Source organism: Prevotella veroralis DSM 19559 = JCM 6290 (assembly GCF_000377625.1).
Classification (GTDB): Bacteria; Bacteroidota; Bacteroidia; order Bacteroidales; family Bacteroidaceae; genus Prevotella; species Prevotella veroralis.
The window spans coordinates 41680-66022 of the sequence record NZ_KB898333.1 but is presented as its reverse complement, the minus strand read 5'-3'; the positions used below and the strand labels follow the sequence as shown (position 1 = coordinate 66022).

At 41.2% G+C, this 24343-nt stretch carries 24 protein-coding genes and 1 tRNA gene; 17 read left to right on the top strand and 8 right to left on the bottom strand.

All coding sequences use genetic code 11. The annotated features are described in order from the left end of the window. Window positions 1–7: 7 nt before the first annotated feature. The 5 genes from D464_RS0108865 to D464_RS0108845 all read left to right on the top strand — a co-directional run bounded on the left by D464_RS0108865 (window position 8) and on the right by D464_RS0108845 (window position 5611). Window positions 8–1357 (top strand): dihydroorotase, encoded by a 1350-nt coding sequence (locus D464_RS0108865; RefSeq protein WP_018911085.1) that lies wholly within the window; start codon window positions 8–10, stop codon window positions 1355–1357. 137 nt (window positions 1358–1494) lie between these two features. Further along, complete coding sequence (locus tag D464_RS0108860; protein WP_018911084.1) at window positions 1495–2664, top strand: metallophosphoesterase; 1170 nt, start codon at window positions 1495–1497, stop codon at window positions 2662–2664. 43 nt (window positions 2665–2707) lie between these two features. Beyond that, window positions 2708–3535 (top strand): lysophospholipid acyltransferase family protein, encoded by an 828-nt coding sequence (locus tag D464_RS0108855; RefSeq protein ID WP_018911083.1) that lies wholly within the window; start codon window positions 2708–2710, stop codon window positions 3533–3535. A gap of 76 nt (window positions 3536–3611) precedes the next feature. Next, window positions 3612–4352 carry a polyprenol monophosphomannose synthase gene (locus tag D464_RS0108850; RefSeq protein ID WP_004382530.1) on the top strand — a complete coding sequence of 247 codons (741 nt, stop codon included), beginning with the start codon at window positions 3612–3614 and terminating at the stop codon, window positions 4350–4352. Between the two features lie 296 nt (window positions 4353–4648). Beyond that, window positions 4649–5611 (top strand): NADH-quinone oxidoreductase subunit J, encoded by a 963-nt coding sequence (locus tag D464_RS0108845; RefSeq protein WP_018911082.1) that lies wholly within the window; start codon window positions 4649–4651, stop codon window positions 5609–5611. A 264-nt stretch (window positions 5612–5875) separates the two neighbouring features. On the opposite strand, the gene D464_RS0108840 is transcribed toward D464_RS0108845, so the two are convergent. From D464_RS0108840 to D464_RS0108830, 3 genes are all read right to left on the bottom strand, one after another. Then, a tRNA-Arg gene (locus D464_RS0108840) sits at window positions 5876–5949 on the bottom strand. A gap of 176 nt (window positions 5950–6125) precedes the next feature. After that, entirely contained in the window at window positions 6126–7010 is an 885-nt protein-coding gene (locus D464_RS0108835; protein ID WP_018911081.1) for a carbon-nitrogen hydrolase, read from the bottom strand. A 123-nt stretch (window positions 7011–7133) separates the two neighbouring features. Then, window positions 7134–8207 (bottom strand): agmatine deiminase family protein, encoded by a 1074-nt coding sequence (locus D464_RS0108830; RefSeq protein WP_018911080.1) that lies wholly within the window; start codon window positions 8205–8207, stop codon window positions 7134–7136. Between the two features lie 967 nt (window positions 8208–9174). On the opposite strand from D464_RS0108830, the gene D464_RS0108810 reads away from it, so the two are divergent. The 6 genes from D464_RS0108810 to D464_RS0108790 all read left to right on the top strand — a co-directional run bounded on the left by D464_RS0108810 (window position 9175) and on the right by D464_RS0108790 (window position 13285). Then, complete coding sequence (locus tag D464_RS0108810) at window positions 9175–10068, top strand: Cbp1 family collagen-binding glycoprotein adhesin (RefSeq protein WP_018911078.1); 894 nt, start codon at window positions 9175–9177, stop codon at window positions 10066–10068. 126 nt (window positions 10069–10194) lie between these two features. Continuing rightward, window positions 10195–11010, top strand: coding sequence for a Nif3-like dinuclear metal center hexameric protein (locus D464_RS0108805; RefSeq protein WP_018911077.1), 816 nt, complete (start codon window positions 10195–10197; stop codon window positions 11008–11010). Window positions 11011–11097: 87 nt separating this feature from the next. Further along, the gene (locus D464_RS0108800) at window positions 11098–11922 is read left to right on the top strand and encodes a zinc ribbon domain-containing protein (protein ID WP_004382537.1); all 825 of its coding nucleotides are present in this window, start codon (window positions 11098–11100) and stop codon (window positions 11920–11922) included. A 296-nt stretch (window positions 11923–12218) separates the two neighbouring features. Beyond that, entirely contained in the window at window positions 12219–12491 is a 273-nt protein-coding gene (locus D464_RS0108795; protein ID WP_024985793.1) for a CD225/dispanin family protein, read from the top strand. A gap of 117 nt (window positions 12492–12608) precedes the next feature. Next, entirely contained in the window at window positions 12609–12875 is a 267-nt protein-coding gene (locus D464_RS13265) for a DUF2752 domain-containing protein (protein ID WP_238309079.1), read from the top strand. Between the two features lie 68 nt (window positions 12876–12943). After that, on the top strand, window positions 12944–13285 hold the full coding sequence (locus tag D464_RS0108790) for a TM2 domain-containing protein (protein WP_018911075.1): 342 nt from the start codon (window positions 12944–12946) through the stop codon (window positions 13283–13285). A gap of 112 nt (window positions 13286–13397) precedes the next feature. Here D464_RS0108790 and D464_RS0108785 read toward each other — a convergent pair whose 3' ends face one another. From D464_RS0108785 to D464_RS0108775, 3 genes are all read right to left on the bottom strand, one after another. Then, entirely contained in the window at window positions 13398–14144 is a 747-nt protein-coding gene (locus tag D464_RS0108785; protein ID WP_018911074.1) for a peptidylprolyl isomerase, read from the bottom strand. 99 nt (window positions 14145–14243) lie between these two features. Continuing rightward, window positions 14244–15110, bottom strand: a complete 867-nt coding sequence (locus D464_RS0108780) for a DnaJ domain-containing protein (protein WP_018911073.1) — start codon at window positions 15108–15110, stop codon at window positions 14244–14246. 200 nt (window positions 15111–15310) lie between these two features. Beyond that, window positions 15311–15760: a type I restriction enzyme HsdR N-terminal domain-containing protein gene (locus D464_RS0108775; protein WP_018911072.1), complete on the bottom strand. Its 450-nt coding sequence runs from the start codon at window positions 15758–15760 to the stop codon at window positions 15311–15313. A gap of 202 nt (window positions 15761–15962) precedes the next feature. On the opposite strand from D464_RS0108775, the gene holA reads away from it, so the two are divergent. The 5 genes from holA to D464_RS0108750 all read left to right on the top strand — a co-directional run bounded on the left by holA (window position 15963) and on the right by D464_RS0108750 (window position 21527). Then, on the top strand, window positions 15963–16988 hold the full coding sequence (holA, locus tag D464_RS0108770) for a DNA polymerase III subunit delta (protein ID WP_018911071.1): 1026 nt from the start codon (window positions 15963–15965) through the stop codon (window positions 16986–16988). An 820-nt stretch (window positions 16989–17808) separates the two neighbouring features. Beyond that, entirely contained in the window at window positions 17809–18279 is a 471-nt protein-coding gene (locus D464_RS0108765; protein WP_018911070.1) for a helix-turn-helix domain-containing protein, read from the top strand. Between the two features lie 863 nt (window positions 18280–19142). Next, complete coding sequence (locus D464_RS0108760) at window positions 19143–19913, top strand: dihydroorotate dehydrogenase electron transfer subunit (RefSeq protein ID WP_018911069.1); 771 nt, start codon at window positions 19143–19145, stop codon at window positions 19911–19913. Window positions 19914–20030: 117 nt separating this feature from the next. Beyond that, the gene (locus D464_RS0108755) at window positions 20031–20939 is read left to right on the top strand and encodes a dihydroorotate dehydrogenase (protein ID WP_004382547.1); all 909 of its coding nucleotides are present in this window, start codon (window positions 20031–20033) and stop codon (window positions 20937–20939) included. A gap of 36 nt (window positions 20940–20975) precedes the next feature. Beyond that, window positions 20976–21527: an isochorismatase family protein gene (locus D464_RS0108750; protein ID WP_018911068.1), complete on the top strand. Its 552-nt coding sequence runs from the start codon at window positions 20976–20978 to the stop codon at window positions 21525–21527. 315 nt (window positions 21528–21842) lie between these two features. On the opposite strand, the gene aroC is transcribed toward D464_RS0108750, so the two are convergent. Together aroC and D464_RS0108735 are read right to left on the bottom strand one after the other, a co-directional pair. Further along, the gene (gene aroC, locus D464_RS0108740; protein WP_018911067.1) at window positions 21843–22931 is read right to left on the bottom strand and encodes a chorismate synthase; all 1089 of its coding nucleotides are present in this window, start codon (window positions 22929–22931) and stop codon (window positions 21843–21845) included. Window positions 22932–22933: 2 nt separating this feature from the next. Further along, entirely contained in the window at window positions 22934–23530 is a 597-nt protein-coding gene (locus tag D464_RS0108735; protein ID WP_018911066.1) for an FKBP-type peptidyl-prolyl cis-trans isomerase, read from the bottom strand. 336 nt (window positions 23531–23866) lie between these two features. Between D464_RS0108735 and D464_RS0108730 the strand changes: the two genes are divergently transcribed. Further along, window positions 23867–24235 carry a hypothetical protein gene (locus D464_RS0108730; RefSeq protein WP_009434823.1) on the top strand — a complete coding sequence of 123 codons (369 nt, stop codon included), beginning with the start codon at window positions 23867–23869 and terminating at the stop codon, window positions 24233–24235. Window positions 24236–24343: the final 108 nt, after the last annotated feature.

Sequence of the window (24343 nt, the reverse complement as noted above, 5' to 3'; positions counted from 1 at the left end):
TAATTATATGCGGAGACTTATTCAAGGCGGTACTATCGTCAACGAAGGTCGAAGTTTTCTCGGCTCAATAATCATAGAGGATGATTGTATCAAAGATATTATTAAGGGTAATCTAACAGCCCGTGGCACATTTGACGAGGTAGTCGATGCCACGGGATGTTTCGTCTTGCCAGGTGTTATTGACAGTCATGTCCACTTCCGTGAACCAGGGCTTACAGAGAAGGCAGACCTTGAGAGCGAGAGTAGGGCAGCTGCTTTCGGTGGTGTGACATCCTATTTTGATATGCCGAATACCAATCCCCAGACCACAACTATAGTGGCATTGGAAGATAAGTGGGCACGTGCTGCGAAGTCAAGTCACGTTAACTATAGTTTCTTCTTTGGTGCCACGAATACGAATAGTAAGTTATTTGAGCAATTAGATGTCCACTCTATTCCTGGAATAAAGCTCTTCATGGGAGCTTCAACGGGGAATATGCTGGTAGACCAACGTGATTCCTTAGAGGCAACCTTCCGTGTTGCAGCCTCTTTGGAGCTTCCTGTTATGACACATTGTGAGGACTCTGGTATCATAAACCAGAATATGAAGGCGGCTAAAGAACGCTTTGGAGAAGACCCAGACATTACCCATCATTGGGAAATCCGCAGTGAGGAGGCTTGCTGGCAGTCGTCTTCCTTAGCTGTTGAACTTGCCAGGAAATACAAGACACAGCTTCATATTGCACACGTCTCTACGGCTAAAGAGCTTTCATTTGCAGGTCATCCAGAAGATGAGGGGCGCATAACTCTTGAGGCAGTGATTGCCCACATCATCTTTTCCAACGAGGATTATCTTACGAAAGGCGCACTAATCAAATGCAATCCATCCGTTAAGACACCAGCTGATCGTGCTGCTATTCAACAAGCACTCATGTCTGGCCGTATTACAACGATCGGTACAGACCATGCTCCCCACCTCCTTTCTCAAAAGCAAGGAGGCTGTGCCAAGGCTGCTTCGGGTATGCCCATGATTCAGTTCTCACTCGTTTCTATGTTGGAACTGGTGGATAATGGCGTTCTAACCATCGAACGACTGGTTGAGTTAATGGCACATGCTCCAGCGCAACTGTTCGATATTGACAAGCGAGGTTACCTACGAGAAGGCTACAAGGCAGATGTTACGATCGTTCAACCACATCAATCATGGACAGTAGACGAAGCGTGCATACAGAGTAAATGTAAGTGGAGCCCGATGATGGGGCACACGTTTCAATGGAAGGTAATACACACTTTCTGCAATGGACATCACCTATTGGATAATGGCAAATTAAACACAACAACGAGAGGGGAGAGGCTCACTTTCCGTACTGCAAGATAGTAGAGAATATGAGTGAAAGCAAGCTCGTTACTTTGTTTAGGTAAGATTGATGAGGAGCAACAACGTGACTATGTGCACTGGCGAGGGCTTCCCATAGATAGAGTAAGAATCTTTTTAAGTGCCAATCTATTAAAGACATGATAGCAAGAATTGTTATATACCTTATCTTAATGATAGTTCTTTCGGATCTGTACATCGATATGCACTATTTCCGAAAGCGTTATCATATAACCTGGTGGCAGCGTCTTCTATGGTGGATCCCCTGCATTGGTATGGTTGTCTACACCTGTTTATTGGCTTCCATACGCAACTTTGCACCTGCAGACCTCACTTGGTTGAACACTTATCTCTTCCTCCTTGGAATGTTCGTAGTGCCCAAGACTGTTTTTGCAATTGCCTCGTTCTTCGGTTGGATAATGCGTAAGTATATCACACATACGCATCGCAACTGGGGACATTACATAGGAGTTCTATTGGGCGTAGGTGCTTTTGGTGTTTATGTCTATGGGCTTACAGCTGGCGTATCAGCAATAAAAGTGAACCACATCGACCTATCTTTTAAGAATCTACCCACTTCTTTCAATGGCTATCGCATTGTACATGTATCTGATTTGCACCTCGGAACCTTTGAAGGATGGCGTGAGAAGATATTGAAAGCAGAGATGGATAGTATAGAAAAACAGCATGCTAACCTTATTTGTTTTACTGGTGACATACAGAATATGCGCCCACAAGAGGTGGAGGCAATGCAATCGGTTATTCGTAAACCGATGTCGCATACCCTCTCAGTGTTGGGTAATCATGACTATACAGAGTATATCGTAGGGAATAAGAAAGAGAAGATTGCACAAGAGATGAGGCTTGTCAAGGATGAAGAGAAGGGCTTGGGCTGGACGCTCTTGCGTAATCAACACACGATAACAAGGTCACCTAAGGGAGAGCAGATATATATATGCGGTACAGAGAACGATGGGAAACCACCGTTCCCCAACTATTCTGATTATCAGAAGGCGACCGCAGGGATTCCTAAAGGAGCATTTGTCATCATGTTGCAACATGACCCTTCTGCTTGGAAGCGTTCTATCTTGCCTCAAACAACAGCCCAATTAACGCTCTCTGGGCACACTCATGGCGGACAAATGCAGCTCTTTGGATGGCGACCGACAAGCCTCCGACAGCATGAAGACCATGGACTCTACGAGCAAGACGGGCGTTATCTCTATGTGACAGCGGGGCTTGGCGGACTCGTTCCTTTCCGTCTCAATATGCCAAACGAAGTAACGGTAATAACGTTACATACGAAGTAATAACGAGTAACAAACAATAAAAGAAAGCAAAAAGAATTATCTTATGAGCAATACGACAGCACAACGACACCCAAAACACACTATCCATCACCCCTCCTTCTTGGCGTTGATGGGAACACTCCTGTACGATCTCTATACATTGTGCATAGTACTTCCTCTTTTCATTCTTGCCTCTATTCTCACAGCCTTAATAACGACGATTGGCTGTCGATTAGGCAATGGGCATTTCTGGGGATACTATCCCGGGAAGTGGTGGTCATGGTTTACTATCCGCTTACTGTTCCTCCCTGTAAAGGTAGAAGGGCGTGAACACTTAGACTCCAAACAGAGTTATGTCTTTGTTAGTAACCATCAAGGAGCATTCGACATCTTCCTTATCTATGGCTTTCTTGGGCGTAACTTCAAGTGGATGATGAAGAAAGCTATTCGCAAGATACCGCTCATTGGACTTGCATGTGAGCAGGCTCACCACATCTTTGTGGATAAGAGTGGGGCGAGCAAGATAAAGAAGACATACGATGAAGCACGTGAGACACTCCGCGAGGGGATGTCAGTAGTGGTGTTCCCAGAGGGTGCGCGCAGCTTTACCGGTCACATGGCTCACTTCCGACGAGGAGCTTTTATGCTTGCTGATGAGCTGCAATTACCAGTCTGCCCAATTACTATTAATGGTTCATTCGACGTTATGCCACGAACAAAAGACTGGAACTTCCCAGTATGGAACAGGCTTCGTCTGACCATTCACGAGCCTATTCAACCCAAAGGGAAAGGTGTAGAGTTTGAGAAGCAAACCATGGTTGAGGCGTATAAAGCAGTCATGTCTGGACTAGAAGAGAAGTATCAAGGGTTTATAGATAACCCAGATCAGTAGTAACTGACTACTGGTTTTTATTCGATTATTTGCTTCATTCAGATAAATATACTACTTTTGCACAAAAACAAAACCTATGACAAGCGATAGTATAGTAATCATACCGACCTATAACGAAAAGGAGAATATAGAGAAGATCATACGTGCCGTCTTCAAGTTGGAGAAGTTCTTTCATATCCTAGTGATTGATGATGGAAGTCCTGATGGCACTGCTCAAATAGTTCATCGATTGATGAACAGCGAATGTTCTGATCGATTATTTATCATCGAACGAACTGGTAAACTGGGGCTTGGAACGGCGTATATTACAGGCTTTAAGTGGGCTTTGGAGCATGGTTATGACTATATCTTTGAGATGGACGCCGACTTTAGTCACGATCCAAACGACCTCCCTCGTCTTTATGCAGCGACGCATGATGAAGGCTATGATGTCGCAGTTGGCTCACGTTATGTTAGTGGGGTGAATGTTGTTAATTGGCCTATTGGACGCGTGTTGATGAGCTATTTCGCTAGTAAATACGTACAGATTGTGACGGGATTCCATGTTCATGACACCACTGCGGGCTTTGTTTGCTATCGTAGAAAGGTATTGGAAACAATCCCATTAGATGATATTAGGTTTAAAGGATATGCTTTCCAAATAGAGATGAAGTACACCTCTTACAAGATAGGATTTAAGATTAAGGAGGTTCCAGTCATCTTTGTTAATCGTCGTGAAGGCGTTAGTAAGATGAGTGGTGGTATATTCTCTGAAGCCTTCTTCGGCGTTATGCGCCTCCGTCTCGATGGATGGTTTAAGAAGTACCCAAAGGCTTAATCGTGATAAGATAAGCCCCACGCAATCTCCCCAAAAGGGGAAGAAACACCTCGCAGAACACATGTTTGCAGGATAGGAGGGGACAGGTTGATGTGTAACGAAGTACTGCTTCGTTAGCAACGAACAAGATACTGCACACAAAGAGACGCTCTCTTGCATGGGAAGAGGGCGTTTCCTTGATATGAGAAGAGCCTCTCCTTAATGCAAGGAGAGGCTCTCTTCGATTCGAAAGGGGCATCTACTTATTCTTGACCAACTATTCGTATCAAGCGTTTTACCACTTAATTAATCAGCGTATGATAGCAGTTATAATCTTTTTGCTTGCTTTTCTTCTCCTTAGCATAGGCTTTCTACTAAGTTATCATAAGGAGGTTACTAATCCGGAAGATGCCTATAAGCGGGATTGGAAAGGCTTCTTCTGGTCATCTCTACGCATGATGTCATTAGCAGTTGTTACGTTGTTTCTGTTCTTCGTCATGCTGTGCTTTGTTGGTGAAGACGACCCTGAGGATAATTTGAGTTGGATTGGTTGGTTTATTGTCGTTGCATGGTTTGTATCAATCCCTGTGCTTGTTATTTATGTCATATCCGTTGTTCAGGTTATTGTTCATCGTGAGTTATATATAAATAAGGTGTTTCTTGGATTGCACATCATCAATCTCTTGCAAGTAATATGTGTGTTGATTTTGGCTATTCTGCCACAGAAAAGTTGTACACCCGAGGCTATGGAGACTGATTATAAGGCTCATCAAACAGGGATAAAACATTTGATAGCAGTTACAAAAAGTTGGTTGCCAGATAGTACAGGGCTCTCCGTGGAGTATTCGAAGAATGGAGAAATTACGGACTGGGGTGTTAACTCGAAGGTAGATGTGAACTTTGAGCCAGACAACTGGGTCACTGATAACGTAAAGAATAGGGAGTTAAAGAAGATAGGACTTAGTGTTGAGCGGCTGGATTCCATCCGTTTTGCACTGCGGGAGATGGATTATCGAGGTTTAAACATTGGTAATAATGATGGGTATGGGGACTGCACAGAGATAGAATATGGGCGCAAAGGGGAAGCTGTCTTTTATTATCAATTGTATGACAAACCCCTCACTGACTCGTTAATCAGCGAACTTAATAATCTACCTGGCTTCGTTGTCTTCAACCGTCGAGTGGTATTTTACTGTATGGAAAACTCTCTCGATACCCCTCACTTCCCTGGGAAAGAAGCCTATCTGACACAGAGAAGCAAACAGGAAAAGGCTAAATAATAATCATGTTCGGTTGCTTGTCTTTGGGAGATGAGCTTTAATTGTAATATAAATGACCTAATGCAGGCTTTTAAGAGGGAATGTTAACTATAATAAAACACATATCCTTTGATAATTGTCCATTATACTACTAAGATGCTTGAAATGATACGTATGTGTCATTTCTATCAATCCTATGTGCTACTTTTCGTGCCTGATAATTGCCGTTTAAATAACATAAAGCGGAAGTTCCGATAGATAATGGAACTTCCGCTTTATGTGTTGTGACTCCGTTGGGATTCAAACCCAAGACCTTCAGAACCGGAATCTGACGCTCTATTCAGCTAAGCTACGGAGCCTAATAGTGCTGCAAAGGTACAGTAAAGTTTAGATAATTCCAAATGAAGCTGGAACCTACATAGATGGATTTAGATTTTTTATAGGTTTATGAATGGGCTTTCGTCATGTAAAAGCTTTATCACAAAACTATCCCTAAATGAGCTTTCTTCTCATCCTTTAGCAGCTACTAATCATATTAATCAATAAATCGCTTCGTAAGATCTTTGTATTCGTCTATCCTGCGATCGCGCAAGAATGGCCACCAACGACGCACCTGTTCACTATGGTCTAAGTCGATGTTAAGGATGGCACTCTCCTCTTTGTTATCGCTCGCACGATAGAGTAGTTCGCCCTGTGAACCAGCCACGAAGCTACTACCCCAGAACTGAATACCACCCGTCTGCTGGCTTGGATCTGCCTCATGTCCTACTCGGTTGACGGCAACGACAGGTAGTCCATTGGCTACAGCATGCCCTCGCATTACCGTTGTCCACGCCTCGCGCTGTCGCTGTTGTTCCTCTTCTGTATCACTACTTTCATATCCGATCGCCGTAGGATAGATGAGGAGTTCTGCTCCTTGTAACGCCATTAAGCGGGCAGCCTCGGGGTACCATTGATCCCAGCATACCAATACTCCCAAGCGTCCCACGCTCGTGTCAATAGGGTGGAAGCCGAGATCTCCAGGTGTGAAATAGAACTTTTCGTAGTAAGCAGGGTCGTCCGGAATGTGCATCTTACGGTATTTACCAGCTATCGTTCCGTCTTTCTCAATGACGACAGCCGTGTTGTGATATAGTCCGGCAGCCCGTTTCTCAAAGAGGGAAGTAACGATTACAATGCCTAAATCGCGTGCCAACTCACCATAGAAGCCCGTTGAAGGACCGGGAATGGTCTCGGCAAGGTCGAAGTTGTTTACGTCTTCCGTCTGACAGAAGTACAGTGAGTTGTGTAACTCTTGTAGTACAACCAGTTCGGCACCCCTTTGTGCGAGGTCAGTGATACGTTCTGCCAGTCGCTCTATGTTGTTTTTCATATCCGCAACATTATGTTGTTGCACGATACCAATCTTTAGTTCTCTCATCTATTAATATGTTTTCCAACTTGTCCGAAGCGTGAAATAGCTTGCTTCGGAGCGGTTGGAGTTGTTTTAAAAGTTAATATTATGCAGTGGGATAAATACTTTCTCAATGTCTTTTCTCTTCTGTTAAAGAGCAGGGGAAAGCGGTAGTTGCATAGTTAAACAGTGTATTGAACCATGCTGTCGGATGATAGTTCTGCTGTCAATACCTATTATCTCCCTATCTGGGAACGCCCTTTGTATCTGCTCTATAGCCTCCCTGTCCTTCTGTGGTTGGTTATATGTGGGCACGAGTACAGCCCCGTTGATGATAAGGAAGTTCGCATGAGTGGCAGGAAGTCGCTCGCCATCATCATAGATAGCATTGGGCATGGGCAGAGGGAGTAGGTGATAAGGCTTCCCCTCTGAAGTCCTTAAGCCCTGTAACTGCTCCTCCAAATGATAGAAGTCAGCATAGTGCTCGTCTTGTGGGTCGTCACACCTTATATATAATAAGGTGTCATTTGGCGCAATACGAACGATAGTATCAATGTGTCCATCAGTATCATCTCCTGCTAATTTACCATGATCCAACCATACTACATGTTCAATGTTAGGGAAGAACGAACGCAACTTCTCGTCTATATCCTCCTTACTTAATGGCTCGTTGCGATGGGGAGCCATGAGACAACCAGTCGTTGTGAAGAGGGTGTGCTTACCGTCACTTTCAATCGAACCTCCCTCTATAACGAAGTCCTTGTGAGGTTCAAGTGTACCTTCGAAAAGCCCTGCTTCATAAACTTGCTGGTTGATTCTATTATCCTTATCAGCGGCAAACTTCTCCCCCCAACCATTGAAACAGAAGTCGAGTAGGGCGTTGGTTTGCCCCTTTCCATTCGATTCCTTGTTAGGAACAAGTGTGATAGGAGCGACATCACGAGCCCATGTGTCATTGTTGTCACAAGCGAAGAGAGTTACTTGATTCATCTGCTCTTTTGTGAGATGTTCAGCCAGTAAACGGCGCACTAAATCCGTGTCTCTTGCAGTGATAAGCAATTCTTCGTGTCGAGTGATCGCATCAGCCATTTGGAGATAAACCTCTGTTATCTCCTTTAAATAAGGTCGCCAATCGGTGTCCTCGTGTGGCCATATCAGCATGATAGCCCTTTGTGGCTCCCATTCCGCAGGCAATCTGAAACCGTGGAGTTTGTTTGTGTTCATGTTGCAAAGGTAAGAAAAGAAAACGTGATAGGCGTTCTTGCAGGTGTATTTTTTACTTGTCTATGACGCACACCATGGGTTAGGTGCGGTGTAGAATATGCTTGATTTATATCAATAGAGAGGCTTGATGTAAGTCAATCATAGCGTTTGATATGTATCAAGAGGTTTGATAGGCGTCAATTAAAACCTGTTTTTTGCGGTTAAATGAGCCTATTCTTTGTGTGTAGAGCTAAACTGCACTAACTTTGCAACCACGAACAAGACATAAGAGATGTCTCTTCAAGGTAATAAGATTACCATTAAGAAGGCTTCAATCTCAGTAGGTAAACACAAGGTAAAAGATTGTTTAACAGGTAAAAAGAAAGGAAACACGTTATGAAAAAGAGTATTAAGAAATCATCCATGGCGCGCAAGTTCCTCCATTACATGATTAATGTTATCAGTGAGTATAACGAGGGACGCGCTACTTGTCTGGCATAATGCCAGCTCTAATTAATAAGAGTTTTGTAGCTACAAAAGAATAAAGAAAGTTTGAGAGAGAATTATAGAAGAGTCGAACTGAGGTCTGTTAAGGATCTCGGTTCGGTTTTTTTTGTTGTCTTAAAGTTATCTTTTACCTATTGTAGACCTACTTTCCTTTGTTGCAAAACATGTCCATTTGAATAATAGAGTATTGTTAGTAATACCTGAAAAGAGACTTGCCTAACTAAGAAAATAAACTAAAAATAAGAGGTGAACAGCTTAAAGCCAATGTAAAAATAATCTATTTTTCGGTGTAAAAAAGCATTTGGAGTATTATAGATAAGGGTTAGCTCTATAATAGAAGCATATCGGAAAGATAATAGGAAAGCGTGTTAAGACGGCAAGATGATATCATCTGTTTTCCTTTTTATTAGGATTTTTAATATATTACTGATGGTTTGTTGATATAAAAAAAGTATCTTTGCAGCGATATTTATTTGCATAGATGAAACGAATTAAAATAACTTCTCTGATTGTTTTTGTTGGTCTCGTCGCATGTACTTCATGTGAGGATGTGAAGCGTCCAGCACCGAAACGAGAGGCAATCAATGTCACTCCCCCGTCAAGAGAGAACGAGGCTATTAGTCAACTGACGGCTTCGATAGACGAAATATCGGATAATTTGGATCTTATCTCATCGCAAGAGGCAATGCTATGTAAGACCACTGAACATGCGAATAAGAAGTCTAAAATCATCCAGCAGATTAAGGGTCTCGGTACGTTGTTGGCAGAGAAACAGAAGCAAATAGATAAGTTGTTGAGTGAAAAGAATAAGCAGACTGAAGTCTCATCAGATAAGAGTGGCACTATAGAAAAGCTCTATAAAATGATAGAGTTCCTCGCTTCTCAGTTGAAGGAAAAGGGTGCTCGTATGGCTGAATTAGAGGCTGTTGCCAATAGAAAGGACGTCAGTGTCGATCAGTTGAAGTATATCGTCCTGAATCAATCTAACAGTGTTGATGCTTTGCGCTACAAGTTTGATATGTCTGTAGCAGAGGACAATAAGCCGAGAGTAAAGGCGGTGAAGCATGAGGAACAACCGAAAGAAGTTTTTTATATCATAGCTGATAAGCAGACACTGAAGGATAAGGGATTATTGAAGACGACGCTTTTCTCTAAAAAGATAAATAACAATAATATCACAGAAGAGAATTTCGTCAAGGGTAATCGGAACGAGTTAACAACATTGACGATTAAGTCGACATCTCCTAAGATATTGTCTCCAAATCCAGAGTCAAGTTATAGATTGACAACGAATGAAGACGGTACAACAACGCTTACCATTACTAATGCGGATAAGTTCTGGAATGTATCTCGTTACTTGATCATACAGGAGTAAGATCCCAGGAGATTGTTTGGCGGATGACTGAAGGATAAGGAGCGCCACTCGTGTAAAGGTCTAAAATAACGAAAGGTAAGAGTTGCGAATGTGGAATAAAATTGTTACCTTTGCAGTCTAAAACTTATGCGTAGCGTGAAAATAAAGGAAGTTATTGATGCCCTTGAACGGTTCGCGCCTTTGCCCTTGCAGGCGAGTTATGATAATGCTGGTCTGCAAGTTGGATTGACGGAGGCGGAAGTATCAGGGGCTTTGTTGTGTCTTGATGTGACAGAGAAAGTGGTGGATGAAGCCATACAACACGGTTGTAACATGATAGTTGCACATCATCCTCTCATCTTCCGTAAGCTCTCTCAAGTATCAGATACCGATTATGTGCAACGCACAGTGATAAAGGCTATTAAGAATGACATCGTTATTGTGGCTATGCACACTAATCTTGATTCGGCAGAGAATGGCGTTAACTTCAAGATAGCAGAGAAACTTGGATTAAAGAATGCACGTTTCTTCGGTCAGAGTAAACATGTTGTTAGTCCACAAACGGGCGATATGGTGACGGGAGGTGATGGTGTTATTGGCGAGTTTGATGAGTCCTTAGCAGCAGACGATTTGGTTATCTTACTGAAAAAGAAGTTTGATGTAGAGTGCGTTCAAGCAAATGAATTGCTTCGCAGAGAGATTCGCAGCGTTGCTGTTTGTGGTGGTTCTGGCTCGTTCCTGTTGCCTGATGCAATCGCTGCAGGTGCTGATGCTTTCGTGACGGGTGAGATGGGTTACCATGAGTTCTTCGGTCACGAGCAAGAGATACTGTTATGTGTTATTGGTCATTATCAGAGTGAGCAATATACAACGGAGGTATTACGTGACGTGATAGAACGTGATTGCCCAGGTGTTAAGTGCTGTATTTCAGAGATAAATACGAATCCTATTATCTATTTCTAATAGGTTGGGATGATTCTACCATAGGGTTGGTAAATCGTAAGAACAGATATTGATGAATAGTATTGAATTATAATTAAGATAAGAACTATGGCAAAGAAAGATCCAAAAGAGTTACCAGTAGAGGAGAAGCTAAAGAATCTTTTCCAGTTACAGACAACCCTTTCTGCTATCGACGAGAAGCGTGCTTTGCGTGGAGAGTTACCACTAGAAGTTCGTGACTTGGAGGATGGTTTGGAAGGTTTGCGTACTCGTATTGAGAAGATAGAGCTGGATATTAAGGACTTCCAGAGTGCTATCACTCAGAAGAAAGGCGATATTGTTGAGGCTCAAGCAAGTTTGGAACGTTACAACAAGCAATTGGATACTGTCGCTAACAACCGTGAGTATGACACGTTGACAAAGGAGATTGAGTTCCAAACACTAGAGATTGAGCTTTGTAATAAGAAGATAAAAGAAGCTCAATATAAGGTTGAAGAGAAGCAAAGAGACCTTGAGGAAACCCGTTTGCTATTGGAGGATCGACAGCATGCACTCGAAGAGAAGCGTAGTGAACTGGATGAGATTATGCAGGAGACGCGCGAAGAGGAAGGCTTGTTGAAAGAGAAAGCTGCAGAGTTAGAGACGCGAATAGAACCGGGTTTGTTGCGTAGTTTCAAGCGTATCCGTCGCGGAGCTCGCAATGGATTGGGCATTGTTTACGTACAACGTGATGCTTGTGGCGGTTGCTTTAATAAGATTCCACCACAGCGTCAGTTAGATGTAAAGATGCATAAGAAGATAATTGTCTGCGAGTATTGCGGTCGAATTCTTATTGATCCAGAGTTGGCAGGTGTGAAGGTAGAAAAGCCTGTTGAAGAGAAGCCAAAGAAGCGTAGAACAACTCGTAAGAAGAAGGAGGAAGAGGGCGAGTAAGCCTTGCTTGGATTTGACTTCTTACAGAAGGAGTAGTAAAAGAATATCCCTCATCTATGCACAAGTACGTGTTAGGTGAGGGAATTTTTGGTTGATTCAAATACTTTCTATCAATTTATTTGTTACTTTAACGTTATTTTTATATCTTTGCCATAGACTTAAGTCAATTTAATTGAACGTTAAGTAGCACATGGAATGAGAGTTGCCTTTTAGGTTCTCCCCAACTTGAGTACTGTGTGAAAAGTAAAACTTATAAGCTAATTCAGCCATGGGAGACTGGCTTAAAATGTACTATTATGGAAGAATTAAACCGTCCAAAACCAAACAATTATTTGCCTTTAGCAATTTTCTCTACTCTTTGCTGTTGTTTGCCACTTGGCATTTATGCAATCATCCGTTCAATAAAGGTGAACGATTACTACTCGATGAAGCAATACGATGCGGCAGAGGCTGCTTCTGCAGATGCTAAGAAGTGGAGTATTATCGGTATAGTTGCTGGCTTAGTATTCCAGATCATTTACCTTGCTTTCTTTGGTGGTCTGGGGTATTTAAGCACATTATCACACTAAAAATTGAGGTCTAAGAAGAAAGTTATAGGGGCTCTTCTTTTAGGAATAGCCTTATTAGTAATATATTATTTATACAATCCTGTTACCTCTTTCTGGGCTCCGAAATGTCCATTTAAGGTGGTAACAGGATTGCAATGTCCTGGTTGTGGATTACAACGGGCATTGCACGCTTTATTGCAAGGAAAGGTTCTAGAAGCAATCCATTACAATTACTTCTTGTTATTCGGAGCCCCTTATTTGTCCTTATTTGGGGTTCGGGCATTACTTCCTGCGGGTAATTTTAAACGAAAATTGGCGAGTGTAATAGAGGATAGAAGACTTATCTTATTGTATGTCGTTCTATTCTTTGTTTGGCTTGTGGTGAGGAATATCTTGCATATTTGATATTTCTTCTGTTGCTGTTATTGGATACAGAAGTATGAATGGAATATTTAACTTTAAAGATAAAGATAATGGAACAAGAGAAAGTGAATCAGCTATTGATGATGATGGGATCGAAGATTCCATCTGAAAGTTTACATAGTGTTCGTGAGAAATTGCTTGATTCTGATATGAATGAATCTGACGTCCTCGTTCTCATAAATAGCATGAAAGATCCGACAATATCTATTATCTTGTCGATACTTGTTGGTGCATTAGGTGTTGATAGATTCTATATTGGTGATATAGGACTAGGAGTTGGCAAGCTATTGACAGGTGGTGGATGTTACATTTGGGCACTTGTTGACATCTTCTTAATAATGGATGCAACAAGACAAAAGAACTTAGAATTGCTTTTGACACACCTTCGTTAATTACGATATAGTGTAACATTGTTACACGTTCTCGGTGGTTATTATAAGAGGAAGCCCTTATCTACGTGGTTTATGAACATCAAATAGATAAGGGTCTTGTGTTTATACCTTTTTATAAGACGTCTACTGCCTCAATTTTTACGTCTTTTATTGGTTGATCATTACGGTCAGTAGCACAGTTCTGGATACGTTCTACGATGTCTAGTCCTTCCTCAACTTCACCAAAGACAGTGTATTGGTTGTCAAGGAAAGGAGTACCACCTATTGTGGTATAGGCTTCAGTTTGCTCTGGTGTGAAGGTCGGTTTACCTTGCTGTTTGCATCTTGTTTTGGTCTCCTCGATTAACTTGTCTTGTAAAGTCCGTAAACCTGCACGATCACGATTGCGTCTTAGATTCATGATTTCCTCGTGGTGTTCTTTTGTTGACTGATTGAAGATATCTTGCTCTTGCTGCATTTCCATCTGTCGTTCCATCTGCTTTAGTTCTGCTGGCTTATAGGTCTTACCCCATACAATATAGAACTGGCTACCACTACTGGCACGCTCAGGATTTACTTCATCACCCGTGCGAGCAGCACTTAAAGCCCCACGCTTGTGGAAGAGTTGTGGGTAGACAAACTCTGCAGGGATGGTATAATCTGGTCCACCAGTGCCTAACACCTTTCCTTTTGGCGTATTCTTGCTGTCTGGGTCACCACCTTGTATCATGAAGTCTTTGATAACACGATGGAAAAGAGTACCATTGTAGTAGCCCTCCTTAGCTAATTTCAAGAAGTTATCACGATGTTTTGGAGTCTCATCATAAAGGCGAATAACGATGTCGCCTTCGCTCGTTTTTATTTTAAGTTTTGTTGCCATAAGCTTTTTAAGGTATTGTTTATGATTGATAAATCGAGGCTATATGAGTGTTTGATGATAATCTTTTCTACAAGAACCAACTAAGTCAGAAAGAGATGTTTATAATCCTCTGGCTTTAAAGATACGCTCTTTAGCATCGTTAATGTCTTGGAATTTCTTCTCTGCTGCTTTACGGATATCCTCTCCAAGGGTTGCAACTCGATCTGGATGATGCTTTAAAGCCATCTTGCGGTAGGCTGCTTTTACTTCGTCATCAGTGGCAGTAGGGGATATACCCAATACCTTGTAAGCGTCTTCTATATTACTATCTGCTCTTGCACCACTCTCCATGTTAAGCATTGAGTCAATGTCTTTTGCGGTTAGTCCTAAGTGGCGTGCAACCTCCTTTAAAGCCTTTATCTCTTCTGGACTTACATATCCATCTACTTTCGCAATGATAACAAGGTAATTGAGTAATTGTAGTCGTTGACTAACGTCCATATAGTGTTTTATCTCTGTACAACTTTGATGGATGGTCTTTCGGAACTCCTGTTCCCCTTGTTGCTTTTGTACTTCAAAGAGCTTTAGGAGTATTTCTTGTCCTTGATTTACTGCTTGCTCTCCGAAGTTCTGACGTAGGAACTGACGCACAAACTCCATCTCTGAATGCATTATTTTGCCATCAGCTTTGATGATATAAGATGATAATACAAGCATAGAAAATAGGAAAGAATTGCGCTGTTCCTCATAGGTTTGTGCATTAGGGGTACCGTTCTGCCATCCATACTGATATTGTTGATAACCATTCCCCTGCGAGTAATGATCCTGATTATTAGCGTTATAATTATTGGAATCAGCCCTTGAGTCCATCACTTCATCAATGATGCTACCAAGACAAAAGCCCGCTAATGTTCCAAGAATGCCACTTCCCAACATTGTTCCTAAGGTTCCGCCAATCCAGCTACCAAACCATTTCATATTTCCCATATTGCTCTGTTTTGATGTTTCCTGTTCTTATTTGTATTGTTCTTTATATGGTATATTGATTCACAAAGATGATGCCAAGTTTGGCAAAGCTCGTCTTTTGCGCTTGTGTTTAGTGTTAATTATGGTGTATATCATGGAATAGGTATGGAGCAATGTAAAGTATTTTGCGTGATAAAAGATACTTTCGAGAGTTATATATGTTAAATATTTTCGTAATTAGGAATAGTTTCTAAGAACTTATATGTCTGCTTCTCGTAATCCATCTTACAGATGTATGTAGTCATACCATTCGATACAATGAGGTAATCAACATGGAGTAGGAGGTTATAGACTGTGATCTGGTCAAACACTTTCTGCGTCAGTGTGATGTTAGGTGCTTTGTATTCTATGATTATGCGAGGGTGTAGTTGGTTATCATACAACACACTATCAGCCCTCATCCTTTTCTCTCCAATCTGCAAAGAAACCTCATTTGCAAGTAGTGATGCTGGGTAATTCTTATGTTCGATCAAGTAGTGTATGAAATGCTGGCGCACCCATTCTTCTGGTGTGAGTGCTACGTATTTCCTACGGAGAATGTCGAAAATCTGCTTCCGACCGCCTGTCTCTTTCACTCTAATTTGATAAGGAGGAAGATTCAATTGTACCATGTTTGATAGAGCCTATATATAATAAGGTGTAAGGGTGGGGTGAAAGTCAAATGAAAATTTTGTTTTCTATCTCTTTTCTATTAACTTTGCATGAAATGATTGAACCATGATAATGGTGGAGTTAATTCTTAATCCCTACAGAAATAGGTAACTTCAGACATGGTAACAATCTATTCTTAATGCAAAGTTAATAAAAAAGTAAATGCCAGCAAAGCAAGGAGTAACATTTCAGACTATCATGCAGGATCTGAAGAATAGGAACTTTGCTCCCTTCTATCTGTTGATGGGGGACGAGTCTTATTACATAGATTCTATATCCGACTATATCGCTTCGCACGTTCTTTCATCAGAAGAGTGTGATTTTAATCAAACCATTTGTTTTGGTTCAGATGTAACTGCTGTACAAGTCGCTGATATGGCTAGACGCTATCCAATGATGGCCGAGTATCAGGTGATTATAGTGAAAGAAGCACAGAATATCCGCTCTTTAGAAGCATTAGAAAAGTATCTTAAAAATCCCGTAAAATCGACTATTCTTGTTTGGTGTCATAAGAATGGGAAAATAGATGCACGCAAGAAAGTCCTCGGGTTGGCTCAATCTGTGGGCGTAGTATTCGAGAGTAAGAAGTTGCGCGATTACCAATTACCAGATTTCATCCAGAATTATTTAAAGCCAAAGAAAATTTCAATCGATCCTAAATCATGCCAGATGATAGCCGACTATATTGGTGCTGACTTGAGTCGTATAGTATCGGAACTTGATAAGATACTTATCTACCTTCCTGAAGACGATCGACGTATTACACCAGAGGTAGTGGAGAAGGAGGTTGGAGTTAGTAAGGACTTCAATGCTTTCGAACTAAGGAATGCCATCGTATCTAAGGATGTTTTTAAGGCAAATCAGATAATCAAATATTTTAACAATAATCCTAAAGCAGGTTCTCTTTACTCTTTTCTCCCTTTACTCTTTTCGTTCTTTCAAAACTTAATGATCGTACATTATACTCCAAATAAGAGTTCCGAACAAGACATAGCTAGGGCTTTAGATTTGAAATCTGCATGGGGTTCGAAGGACTTTATTACTGGTTTGAGGAACTATTCAGCACGTAAAACGATGGAGATTATTTCCAAGATCCGGGAAGTAGATGGTAAGAGTAAAGGCTTGGATAATCCTAATACAGGTGCAGGAGAACTGATGAAAGAGCTAATTTTCTTCATTTTACATTAAAAAAGGAGGGGATTTTTGATGATATTGAGCTTCAAAAATTCCCTTTTTCGTGCCCCAATCCCTCTATTTTGAGCTAGAATGAGTACCCTAAAAAGGGTACTTTTTTTGTGTTACTCCCTGATTAATAGGGTACTTAACGTTATTTACTCTCTTTATTTCTGGCGTATTTTCGTTTGTCTTATACCTTGTTTATGAATACTCCAATTACGCTAAAATTAAGCGAAAATACAAAAGGAGGATTTATAATTCACATTTGTTTTGGATTAAAAATGTAAATCAATGCGTTTAATAATACATATTGTTTATATTTTGATTTACATATTTGTATATAGATAAAAGAGATAAAAACCGCACAATGATATGTAAATGTAAATAACAAAACATAAATATTTAGTTTTCAAAATCACAATGAATAGATATACGCGTTATATATGTGCTATATAACTATTTGTACACCAGTGTAATACATATAATTATTATCTTTTATCAGTGCTATTAGCTGTCTTTTATCCTTGCATTGCTGCATAAATGCATTATTTAGCCTTCTAAATTCTCCAATAAGCCTTTAATAACCAGTTAATTGGTCGTTTCAAACAAAGAAATGGTTATATCTGCTATAGATAATATAGTTTCTATTTGTATATGTAAATAGGTTTTGCACACATTTGGAAGTTTGTAATATTAAAATGTAAATATCAAAAGCTGGATATACAAAGATGTATTATTAGCTGGCACGTTTTGGTATTTAAAATTAATTGTTTACCTTTGTAAAATCAAAGGAAGTGTGGCTTTAGAGCCTAAAAAAGCCTTTTGTTTGGTTATGAAAGATAGAATTAGACAACTCATGGAGAGTCAGCACATGACTCAACAGACCTTTTCAGATTTCATAGGAATATCGTCTGCATCACTTAGTAGTATCTTCACCGGAAGGACGAAACCTACTCTTAACACGGTTGAGGCTATTCGTAGTAAGTTTACAAAGATTAATCTTGATTGGTTAATGTATGGTCAAGGACCAATGTTCAAGGATCAGGTTACAGAGTCAGGGGCTGATGGTAGTACGAACGGAGTGGCTGGTACTACCACTTCTGAAGGTCATCTTGATTTCTCTTCAGCCCCTGCCCCATCCGAGCAGGGTTATGGGCAAGGTTCCTCACAGCATGTTAATGATACACTAAAAACGCCTACAAGAACAGAGATAAAATATGTTGACAAACCACAGCGGCGTATCACTGAGATCCGAATCTTCTTCGATGACCAGACGTGGGAGAGCTTTGTTCCGAAAAAGTGAGTTGATGAGTAAGGTCACAACTCACCTTTCCGTATAATATTTCTACATAATCACTTTGAAAGATGTAATCAGCTTTTGTAAATCCTGAAAGCTGATTTCACATCTTTACCTTGTTGTCCTTATTTATTTATAGAGATAATTCTTTTGTTGCATAAAGCCTATTCTTATTGTTTCAAAAGATGTCTTTTTGTTTGTTGTTATGTAACCTTTATACTTGAAAAGACAGTTGCCATATTATAGAACTCTAAATCCATTGCATTAAGCAGACGGCTTGGAGTACTCGAACTAATATTGAACTTTGAGCGAATTTATTGTTAGACACGTCACCTTATTACATGTGGATGCAAGGTTTCTTCAGCCTATTATTATCTCACAAAAACCCTGTTTTAGTTTTATTTTAAGTTGCTGTCAGTTTTAACATTTGGTACAATGACGTGTTTATCAGTATGTTATGCGTTGAAAGTAAGTGATAGTAATGACAGCAAATTTAATTTACCTCTTTATTTAGTAGTTCTTTATTTCCTCGTTTCCTCTTCTTTTTTCTATTCCAATAGATACTGAATACTATTGGTGTCCGCCGTTCGCGCTACTGGTGTTTACCATTCGCATATTTGCTTTTAAGTGCTTCTTTATTTATTAATAAGGTCTAAGTGGGATGGTGGAGTATGCCTTGATTATAGCTACCATTTGTTTCGTTTTGTCCAATTATTTGTTTTTTAGCTTATATTTCTTATGTATCTATCATTTCAATAGATAATTTGTGTACCTTTGCATAAGCTAAGCTGCACTCGACAAAGCGAATGCGAGCATTCCTTTGTGCTCGTTTGCATTATCTTTGCTAAATACATTCAAAGCATAAAAAGATGAAGAAGTATGTCCTTGACTTGAAGGTCTCTTCAGTGGAGCAGATCAATGATAAGAATGTTCTCATTCGACTCACTGATGACAAGCCACTACCCGAGATGCTTCCTGGTCAGTTTGTAGAAGTGAGAGTGGACGGCTCCCCTTCTACCTTTCTTCGCCGTCCTATTTCTATCAATTTCCTCGATCGTGACCGCAATGAACTATGGTTGTTAGTTGCCACCATAGGCGATGGTACGCGCGCACTTGGGCGTCTGCATGTGGGCGATAAGCTTAATTGTGTACTCCCATTAGGTAATTCCTTTACTCCTCCTAATCGTCCTGACGAACGCATCTTGCTTGTTGGTGGAGGTGTCGGCGTGGCTCCTTTGCTTTATTTTGGTAAGACCATAAAGGATGCGAGAGCTACCCCAGTCTTTTTGTTGGGTGCTCGTTCTGCCTCTGACCTTGCCGAGTTAGAACTCTTTAAAGCCTATGGTGAGGTCTGCATTACCACAGAAGATGGTTCAGCAGGTGAGAAGGGATTTGTTACGAATCACTCCGTTCTGTCCAAAGAACACTTCGATCGCATCTCAACTTGTGGACCTAAACCCATGATGATGGCTGTTGCCCGTTATGCTCATAAGGCTTCTATTCCATGTGAAGCATCATTGGAGAATATGATGGCATGCGGTGTCGGAGCCTGTTTGTGTTGCGTTGAGAAGACCATTGAGGGCAATCTCTGCGTATGTAAGGATGGTCCCGTCTTTGATACGCAGAAGTTGATGTGGTGAGAAAATAGTGATAACAACACCTGAAAACTTATAAGTCTAAGAATGAGAATAAGCCTAGTAGAAGGTGTGGTTATCTATGAGGAATAAGCTAAATATGTAAAATTAAATGATGAATCTATGGCAGATTTAAATGTAAATATAGGTAACTTACATCTAAAGAACCCTGTAATGACCGCCAGCGGAACATTTGGCTATGGTCTTGAGTTTGCTGATTTCGTCCCATTGGAAGAGCTTGGAGGGATTATCGTAAAGGGTACTACGCTCAAACCACGCGAGGGGAATGACTATCCGCGCATGGTTGAAACACATCAAGGAATGCTTAATTGCGTTGGTCTACAGAATAAAGGAGTGGACTACTTCATCGATCATATCTATCCACAGATACGGGATATTGACACGAATATGATTGTTAATGTGAGTGGAAACTCGCCTGAATCGTATGCTGAGACAGCTGCCAGACTGGATGAATTAGACGCTATTCCTGCAATAGAAGTCAATATTTCCTGTCCCAATGTGAGGGAAGGTGGCATGGCATTCGGCGTTTCTTGCTCTGGTGCAGCCACTGTTGTGAAAGCCGTCCGACAGCATTATCACAAGACAATGATCGTGAAGTTGTCACCTAATGTGACCGATATAGCCAGTATCGCACGTGCTTGTGAGGATGAAGGAGCCGATTCCGTATCGTTGATTAACACCCTTATGGGAATGGCAATAGACATTGAACGCCGTTGTTCTAAGCTGAGTATCCGTACTGGTGGACTAAGTGGTCCAGCCATAAAACCCGTTGCTGTGCGCATGGTTAATGATGTGGCAAAGGCGGTAAAGATACCTGTTATCGGTCTAGGTGGTATATCAACTGCAGAAGATGCTATTGAGTTTCTCATGGCTGGGGCGACTGCTATTCAAATCGGAACAGCCAACTTTATTGATCCACAAGTGACCCTCAAGGTGCGTAATGGCATAAACGATTGGTTGGATAAACACGGTTGTAAGTCGGTCACGGAGATAATCAACTGTATTGAATAAAAAGCTGAATACAATAATTAAATATAAAATGATATTATGAAGAAAATGCTTTTGATAGTCGATCCGCAGGTCGATTTCATCACCGGGACATTGCCTGTACCAAGCGCAGCAGAGGCTATGGATGCACTGGCAGAGTATGTTCGTGCGCATGGGGAGGACTATTCTGTGAAAGTTGTAACCTCCGATTGGCACCCTTATCACCATAGTTCTTTTGTGCCAGAAGGCGGTCAATGGCCTCGTCATTGCGTCCAACATTCAGCTGGGGCAGCCTTATGGCAATCGTTGTTGGTAGCTCTTAATGAGACTATTGATGGTTTTCAAATGCTTTATAAAGGCGATACTATTAATCGAGAGGAATATTCCATTCTGCAGAATAAAAGGTCGGCAAGACATCTTTTAGAGCTCCTTGTTGATCATCACATCGATCAGATTGATGTCTGCGGATTAGCTGGTGATGTCTGCGTATTGAATACTTGTAAGGATTTAAAGGCGATGATAGGAGAGAGGCAACTACACGTTTTGAGTGAGTTTGCTCCATCTTTAGATGGTGGAAAAGCCTTGAGCGAGTTTGTGAAGACCTTGGAATAGTAAAAGGGCTTGGTAGCTAATCAATCAAGAGGGCGTTGTCTATGCTGGAGAAGAAGCTCATGTAAGTTTGAAAAGACATGGTTCTGATTGAGAAAATAATCTAAAAGTTTCCACATAATAGTTTATAAGCGAATAAAAAATAGTCTATTTTTCCTTTCAACAAAGTCTCTTCTCTTGGTATAAGGACGAATAGGAGTAGGATAGGGGAGCGTTTGCTCGCCTTGAAAAGAGCATAAAAGAAGAGGATGCCAACCATCAATAAGAATGGTTACAGCATTCTCTTTTTCGTATTCTTACGTCCACGACGTGTGTAGGTTATATTCGTTTGGCGTTGTCAACAAGCAGGGCATCGAGTATTGTCATGGCTGCCATAGCTTCAACAATAGGTACGGCACGTGGCAGAACACATGGATCATGACGCCCATGGACGTCTATCTTCGTTGCTTCTCCCTCTTTATTGACCGTTTCTTGTTCCATCAATAAAGTGGCAACAGGCTTGAATGCAACACGGAAATAGATATCTTCTCCATTGCTTATACCACCTTGTATACCTCCGCTATGATTCGTTTTTGCTTTGATACCATGCGTTTTTTGCTTGTCAGAAGAGGGGATGAATACATCGTTCTGTTGGCTACCTCGATAAGAGGCACTCGCAAAGCCCTCTCCATACTCGAATCCTTTCGCTGCATTGATACTAAGTATTGCAGCTCCCAGTTGGGCGTGTAGCTTATCGAATTCAGGCTCTCCCAATCCGACAGGGCACCCCTTAATAACACAAGTAATTACGCCTCCGATCGTGTCTCCTTCACGCTTCATTTCAGCAATGAGTGCCTCCATCTCCTTCGCTTTCTTTGGTTCTGGACAGCGCACGGGGTTGCTTTCAATGAGCGAGAAATCATATTTTTGATAGTCTTTGTCAAGCGTTATATTGCCCACCTGACTAGTGTAAGCCGTTATACTAATACCCTTCTGCTTTAGAACTAACTTTGCCAACGCACCAGCAACGACACGTGAAAGAGTGATGCGAGCCGATGCGCGACCTCCTCCTCGATAGTCTCGAATGCCATACTTATTATAATAGGTGTAATCGGCATGAGATGGTCTAAAGAGATTGGCGATGCTATCGTAGTCTTTTGACTGCTGATTCCTATTCCTTACGATGAAGCCAATAGGGGTGCCTGTAGACCTTCCTTCGAATACACCACTCAGTAGTTCCACTTGATCAAGTTCCTTCCTGTCAGTCGTAATCCTACTTTGTCCTGGTCTTCTTCGAGCTAGTTCGTGCTGGATGAAGTCGATGTCGATAGGAATACCAGGTGGCATTCCATCCACCACGCCACCGACAGCTACACCATGACTCTCGCCGAAGGTTGTTAGTGTAAAGAGCTTACCAAACGTGTTCATAATCAGTTGCCACAGTTGCAGCCATCACCACATTCGCCACCACAACTACAGCTGTCTCCATCGCTACAGTTGCCTTCGCAGCCACCACCACATCCACAATGATGCTGGTTCATGCGGTCGAGGAAGTCCTTAACTTCAGCCTCGCTTGCCTCGCGATTTTCGATAACCTGTCCGCGAAACCTCAAATCCTTGCCAGCGAGCGGATGGTTTAAATCAATCGTAACCTTATCATCTGATACCTCAAGCACCTTACCCAAGAAGCGTTGCCCCTGCTCGTTTTGCAATGGAACAATCGCATCCTTATAGATATTCTTTGCGTCGAACTCACCATTCACACTGAAAGTTTCCTTGTCAAGAGCCAACACGCTGTTTGCATCATGCTCCCCGTAAGCCTGCTCCTTAGTAAGTGAGAACTCAAAGTTAGCACCTGTTTCGTGCTTAACTATCTCCTCTTCAAAAGCTGGCAAAGCCATGTCATAACCCGTATAGAACTGCATTGGCTTTTGTTCCTCAGTCTTTTCAATGAAGTGTTCAGCTCCATTCTCTACGCTATTTAACTCATACTTGATCGCGATGAATCGATGTGTATTTTCCTTCATTATCGTTTTTTCTTTATATATAATATGTTGTAAAGGGTATGCAAAGATAGGTATTTTAAACGAGATAGCACTTTCTTAGTTACTGATTTTTCGATTTGCAGTCTTTCAGAATATGGTTTGTAACGGAAAAGATAGTCGAAAGCATGATATTGTTACTGATATATATCAAACCCCTTGATATGTGTCAAAAATATAAGAGAAAACCGCGAAAATGTGTTGAACAATCATTGTATATGCCAAAAACCTACTAACTTTGCAATCGTAAACAAGATAAAACTACAAATTTAAAGATAACAAGAGGCATCGTAAATGACGCCTTTGACTAAAGAAAGGAAAATGAATATGAAGAAGATTGTATTGACAGTAGTAGCAGTAATGAGTATGACAATGGCTTTTGCAGCAGGTGAGAATGATAACAACACAGCAACAACCAACGCATACAAGTTCAATCTCAGCACATATGCATTGAGCCGTGCTCTTAATCTAAACCAGGATCAGGTAGATGTAGTAGAGGATATTAACCGCACTTTCTCAGCAGAGATGATGAATGCAGCTGTATCTGATAGCTCTGAGCGTGAGGCTAAAGTAAATGCTGCCATCAAGAAGGATCTTTCTTATATGCACTATGTTTTGAACAATAGTCAGTATCGCGAGTATGTAAAGCTCCTCAATGTTACATTGAACAACCGCGGTCTTAACAAGTAAACGATCCTCTTTCCTCTTCCTATAGGAGAGATTCATACAAGATATATTAAAGGCTACGAATCAGGCTTCTGATTCATAGCCTTTTTTATTATATACGTCAGATAGTGA

Excerpts from the sequence above, each read along its gene's own strand:
- D464_RS0108865 (WP_018911085.1), top strand. The coding sequence starts at position 8 with ATGCGGAGACTTATTCAAGGCGGTACTATCGTCAACGAAGGTCGAAGT.
- D464_RS0108860 (WP_018911084.1), top strand. The coding sequence starts at position 1,495 with ATGATAGCAAGAATTGTTATATACCTTATCTTAATGATAGTTCTTTCG.
- D464_RS0108855 (WP_018911083.1), top strand. The coding sequence starts at position 2,708 with ATGAGCAATACGACAGCACAACGACACCCAAAACACACTATCCATCAC.
- D464_RS0108850 (WP_004382530.1), top strand. The coding sequence starts at position 3,612 with ATGACAAGCGATAGTATAGTAATCATACCGACCTATAACGAAAAGGAG.
- D464_RS0108845 (WP_018911082.1), top strand. The coding sequence starts at position 4,649 with ATGATAGCAGTTATAATCTTTTTGCTTGCTTTTCTTCTCCTTAGCATA.
- D464_RS0108835 (WP_018911081.1), bottom strand. The coding sequence starts at position 7,010 with ATGAGAGAACTAAAGATTGGTATCGTGCAACAACATAATGTTGCGGAT.
- D464_RS0108830 (WP_018911080.1), bottom strand. The coding sequence starts at position 8,207 with ATGAACACAAACAAACTCCACGGTTTCAGATTGCCTGCGGAATGGGAG.
- D464_RS0108810 (WP_018911078.1), top strand. The coding sequence starts at position 9,175 with ATGAAACGAATTAAAATAACTTCTCTGATTGTTTTTGTTGGTCTCGTC.
- D464_RS0108805 (WP_018911077.1), top strand. The coding sequence starts at position 10,195 with ATGCGTAGCGTGAAAATAAAGGAAGTTATTGATGCCCTTGAACGGTTC.
- D464_RS0108800 (WP_004382537.1), top strand. The coding sequence starts at position 11,098 with ATGGCAAAGAAAGATCCAAAAGAGTTACCAGTAGAGGAGAAGCTAAAG.
- D464_RS0108795 (WP_024985793.1), top strand. The coding sequence starts at position 12,219 with ATGGAAGAATTAAACCGTCCAAAACCAAACAATTATTTGCCTTTAGCA.
- D464_RS0108790 (WP_018911075.1), top strand. The coding sequence starts at position 12,944 with ATGGAACAAGAGAAAGTGAATCAGCTATTGATGATGATGGGATCGAAG.
- D464_RS0108785 (WP_018911074.1), bottom strand. The coding sequence starts at position 14,144 with ATGGCAACAAAACTTAAAATAAAAACGAGCGAAGGCGACATCGTTATT.
- D464_RS0108780 (WP_018911073.1), bottom strand. The coding sequence starts at position 15,110 with ATGGGAAATATGAAATGGTTTGGTAGCTGGATTGGCGGAACCTTAGGA.
- D464_RS0108775 (WP_018911072.1), bottom strand. The coding sequence starts at position 15,760 with ATGGTACAATTGAATCTTCCTCCTTATCAAATTAGAGTGAAAGAGACA.
- holA (WP_018911071.1), top strand. The coding sequence starts at position 15,963 with ATGCCAGCAAAGCAAGGAGTAACATTTCAGACTATCATGCAGGATCTG.
- D464_RS0108765 (WP_018911070.1), top strand. The coding sequence starts at position 17,809 with ATGAAAGATAGAATTAGACAACTCATGGAGAGTCAGCACATGACTCAA.
- D464_RS0108760 (WP_018911069.1), top strand. The coding sequence starts at position 19,143 with ATGAAGAAGTATGTCCTTGACTTGAAGGTCTCTTCAGTGGAGCAGATC.
- D464_RS0108755 (WP_004382547.1), top strand. The coding sequence starts at position 20,031 with ATGGCAGATTTAAATGTAAATATAGGTAACTTACATCTAAAGAACCCT.
- D464_RS0108750 (WP_018911068.1), top strand. The coding sequence starts at position 20,976 with ATGAAGAAAATGCTTTTGATAGTCGATCCGCAGGTCGATTTCATCACC.
- aroC (WP_018911067.1), bottom strand. The coding sequence starts at position 22,931 with ATGAACACGTTTGGTAAGCTCTTTACACTAACAACCTTCGGCGAGAGT.
- D464_RS0108735 (WP_018911066.1), bottom strand. The coding sequence starts at position 23,530 with ATGAAGGAAAATACACATCGATTCATCGCGATCAAGTATGAGTTAAAT.
- D464_RS0108730 (WP_009434823.1), top strand. The coding sequence starts at position 23,867 with ATGAATATGAAGAAGATTGTATTGACAGTAGTAGCAGTAATGAGTATG.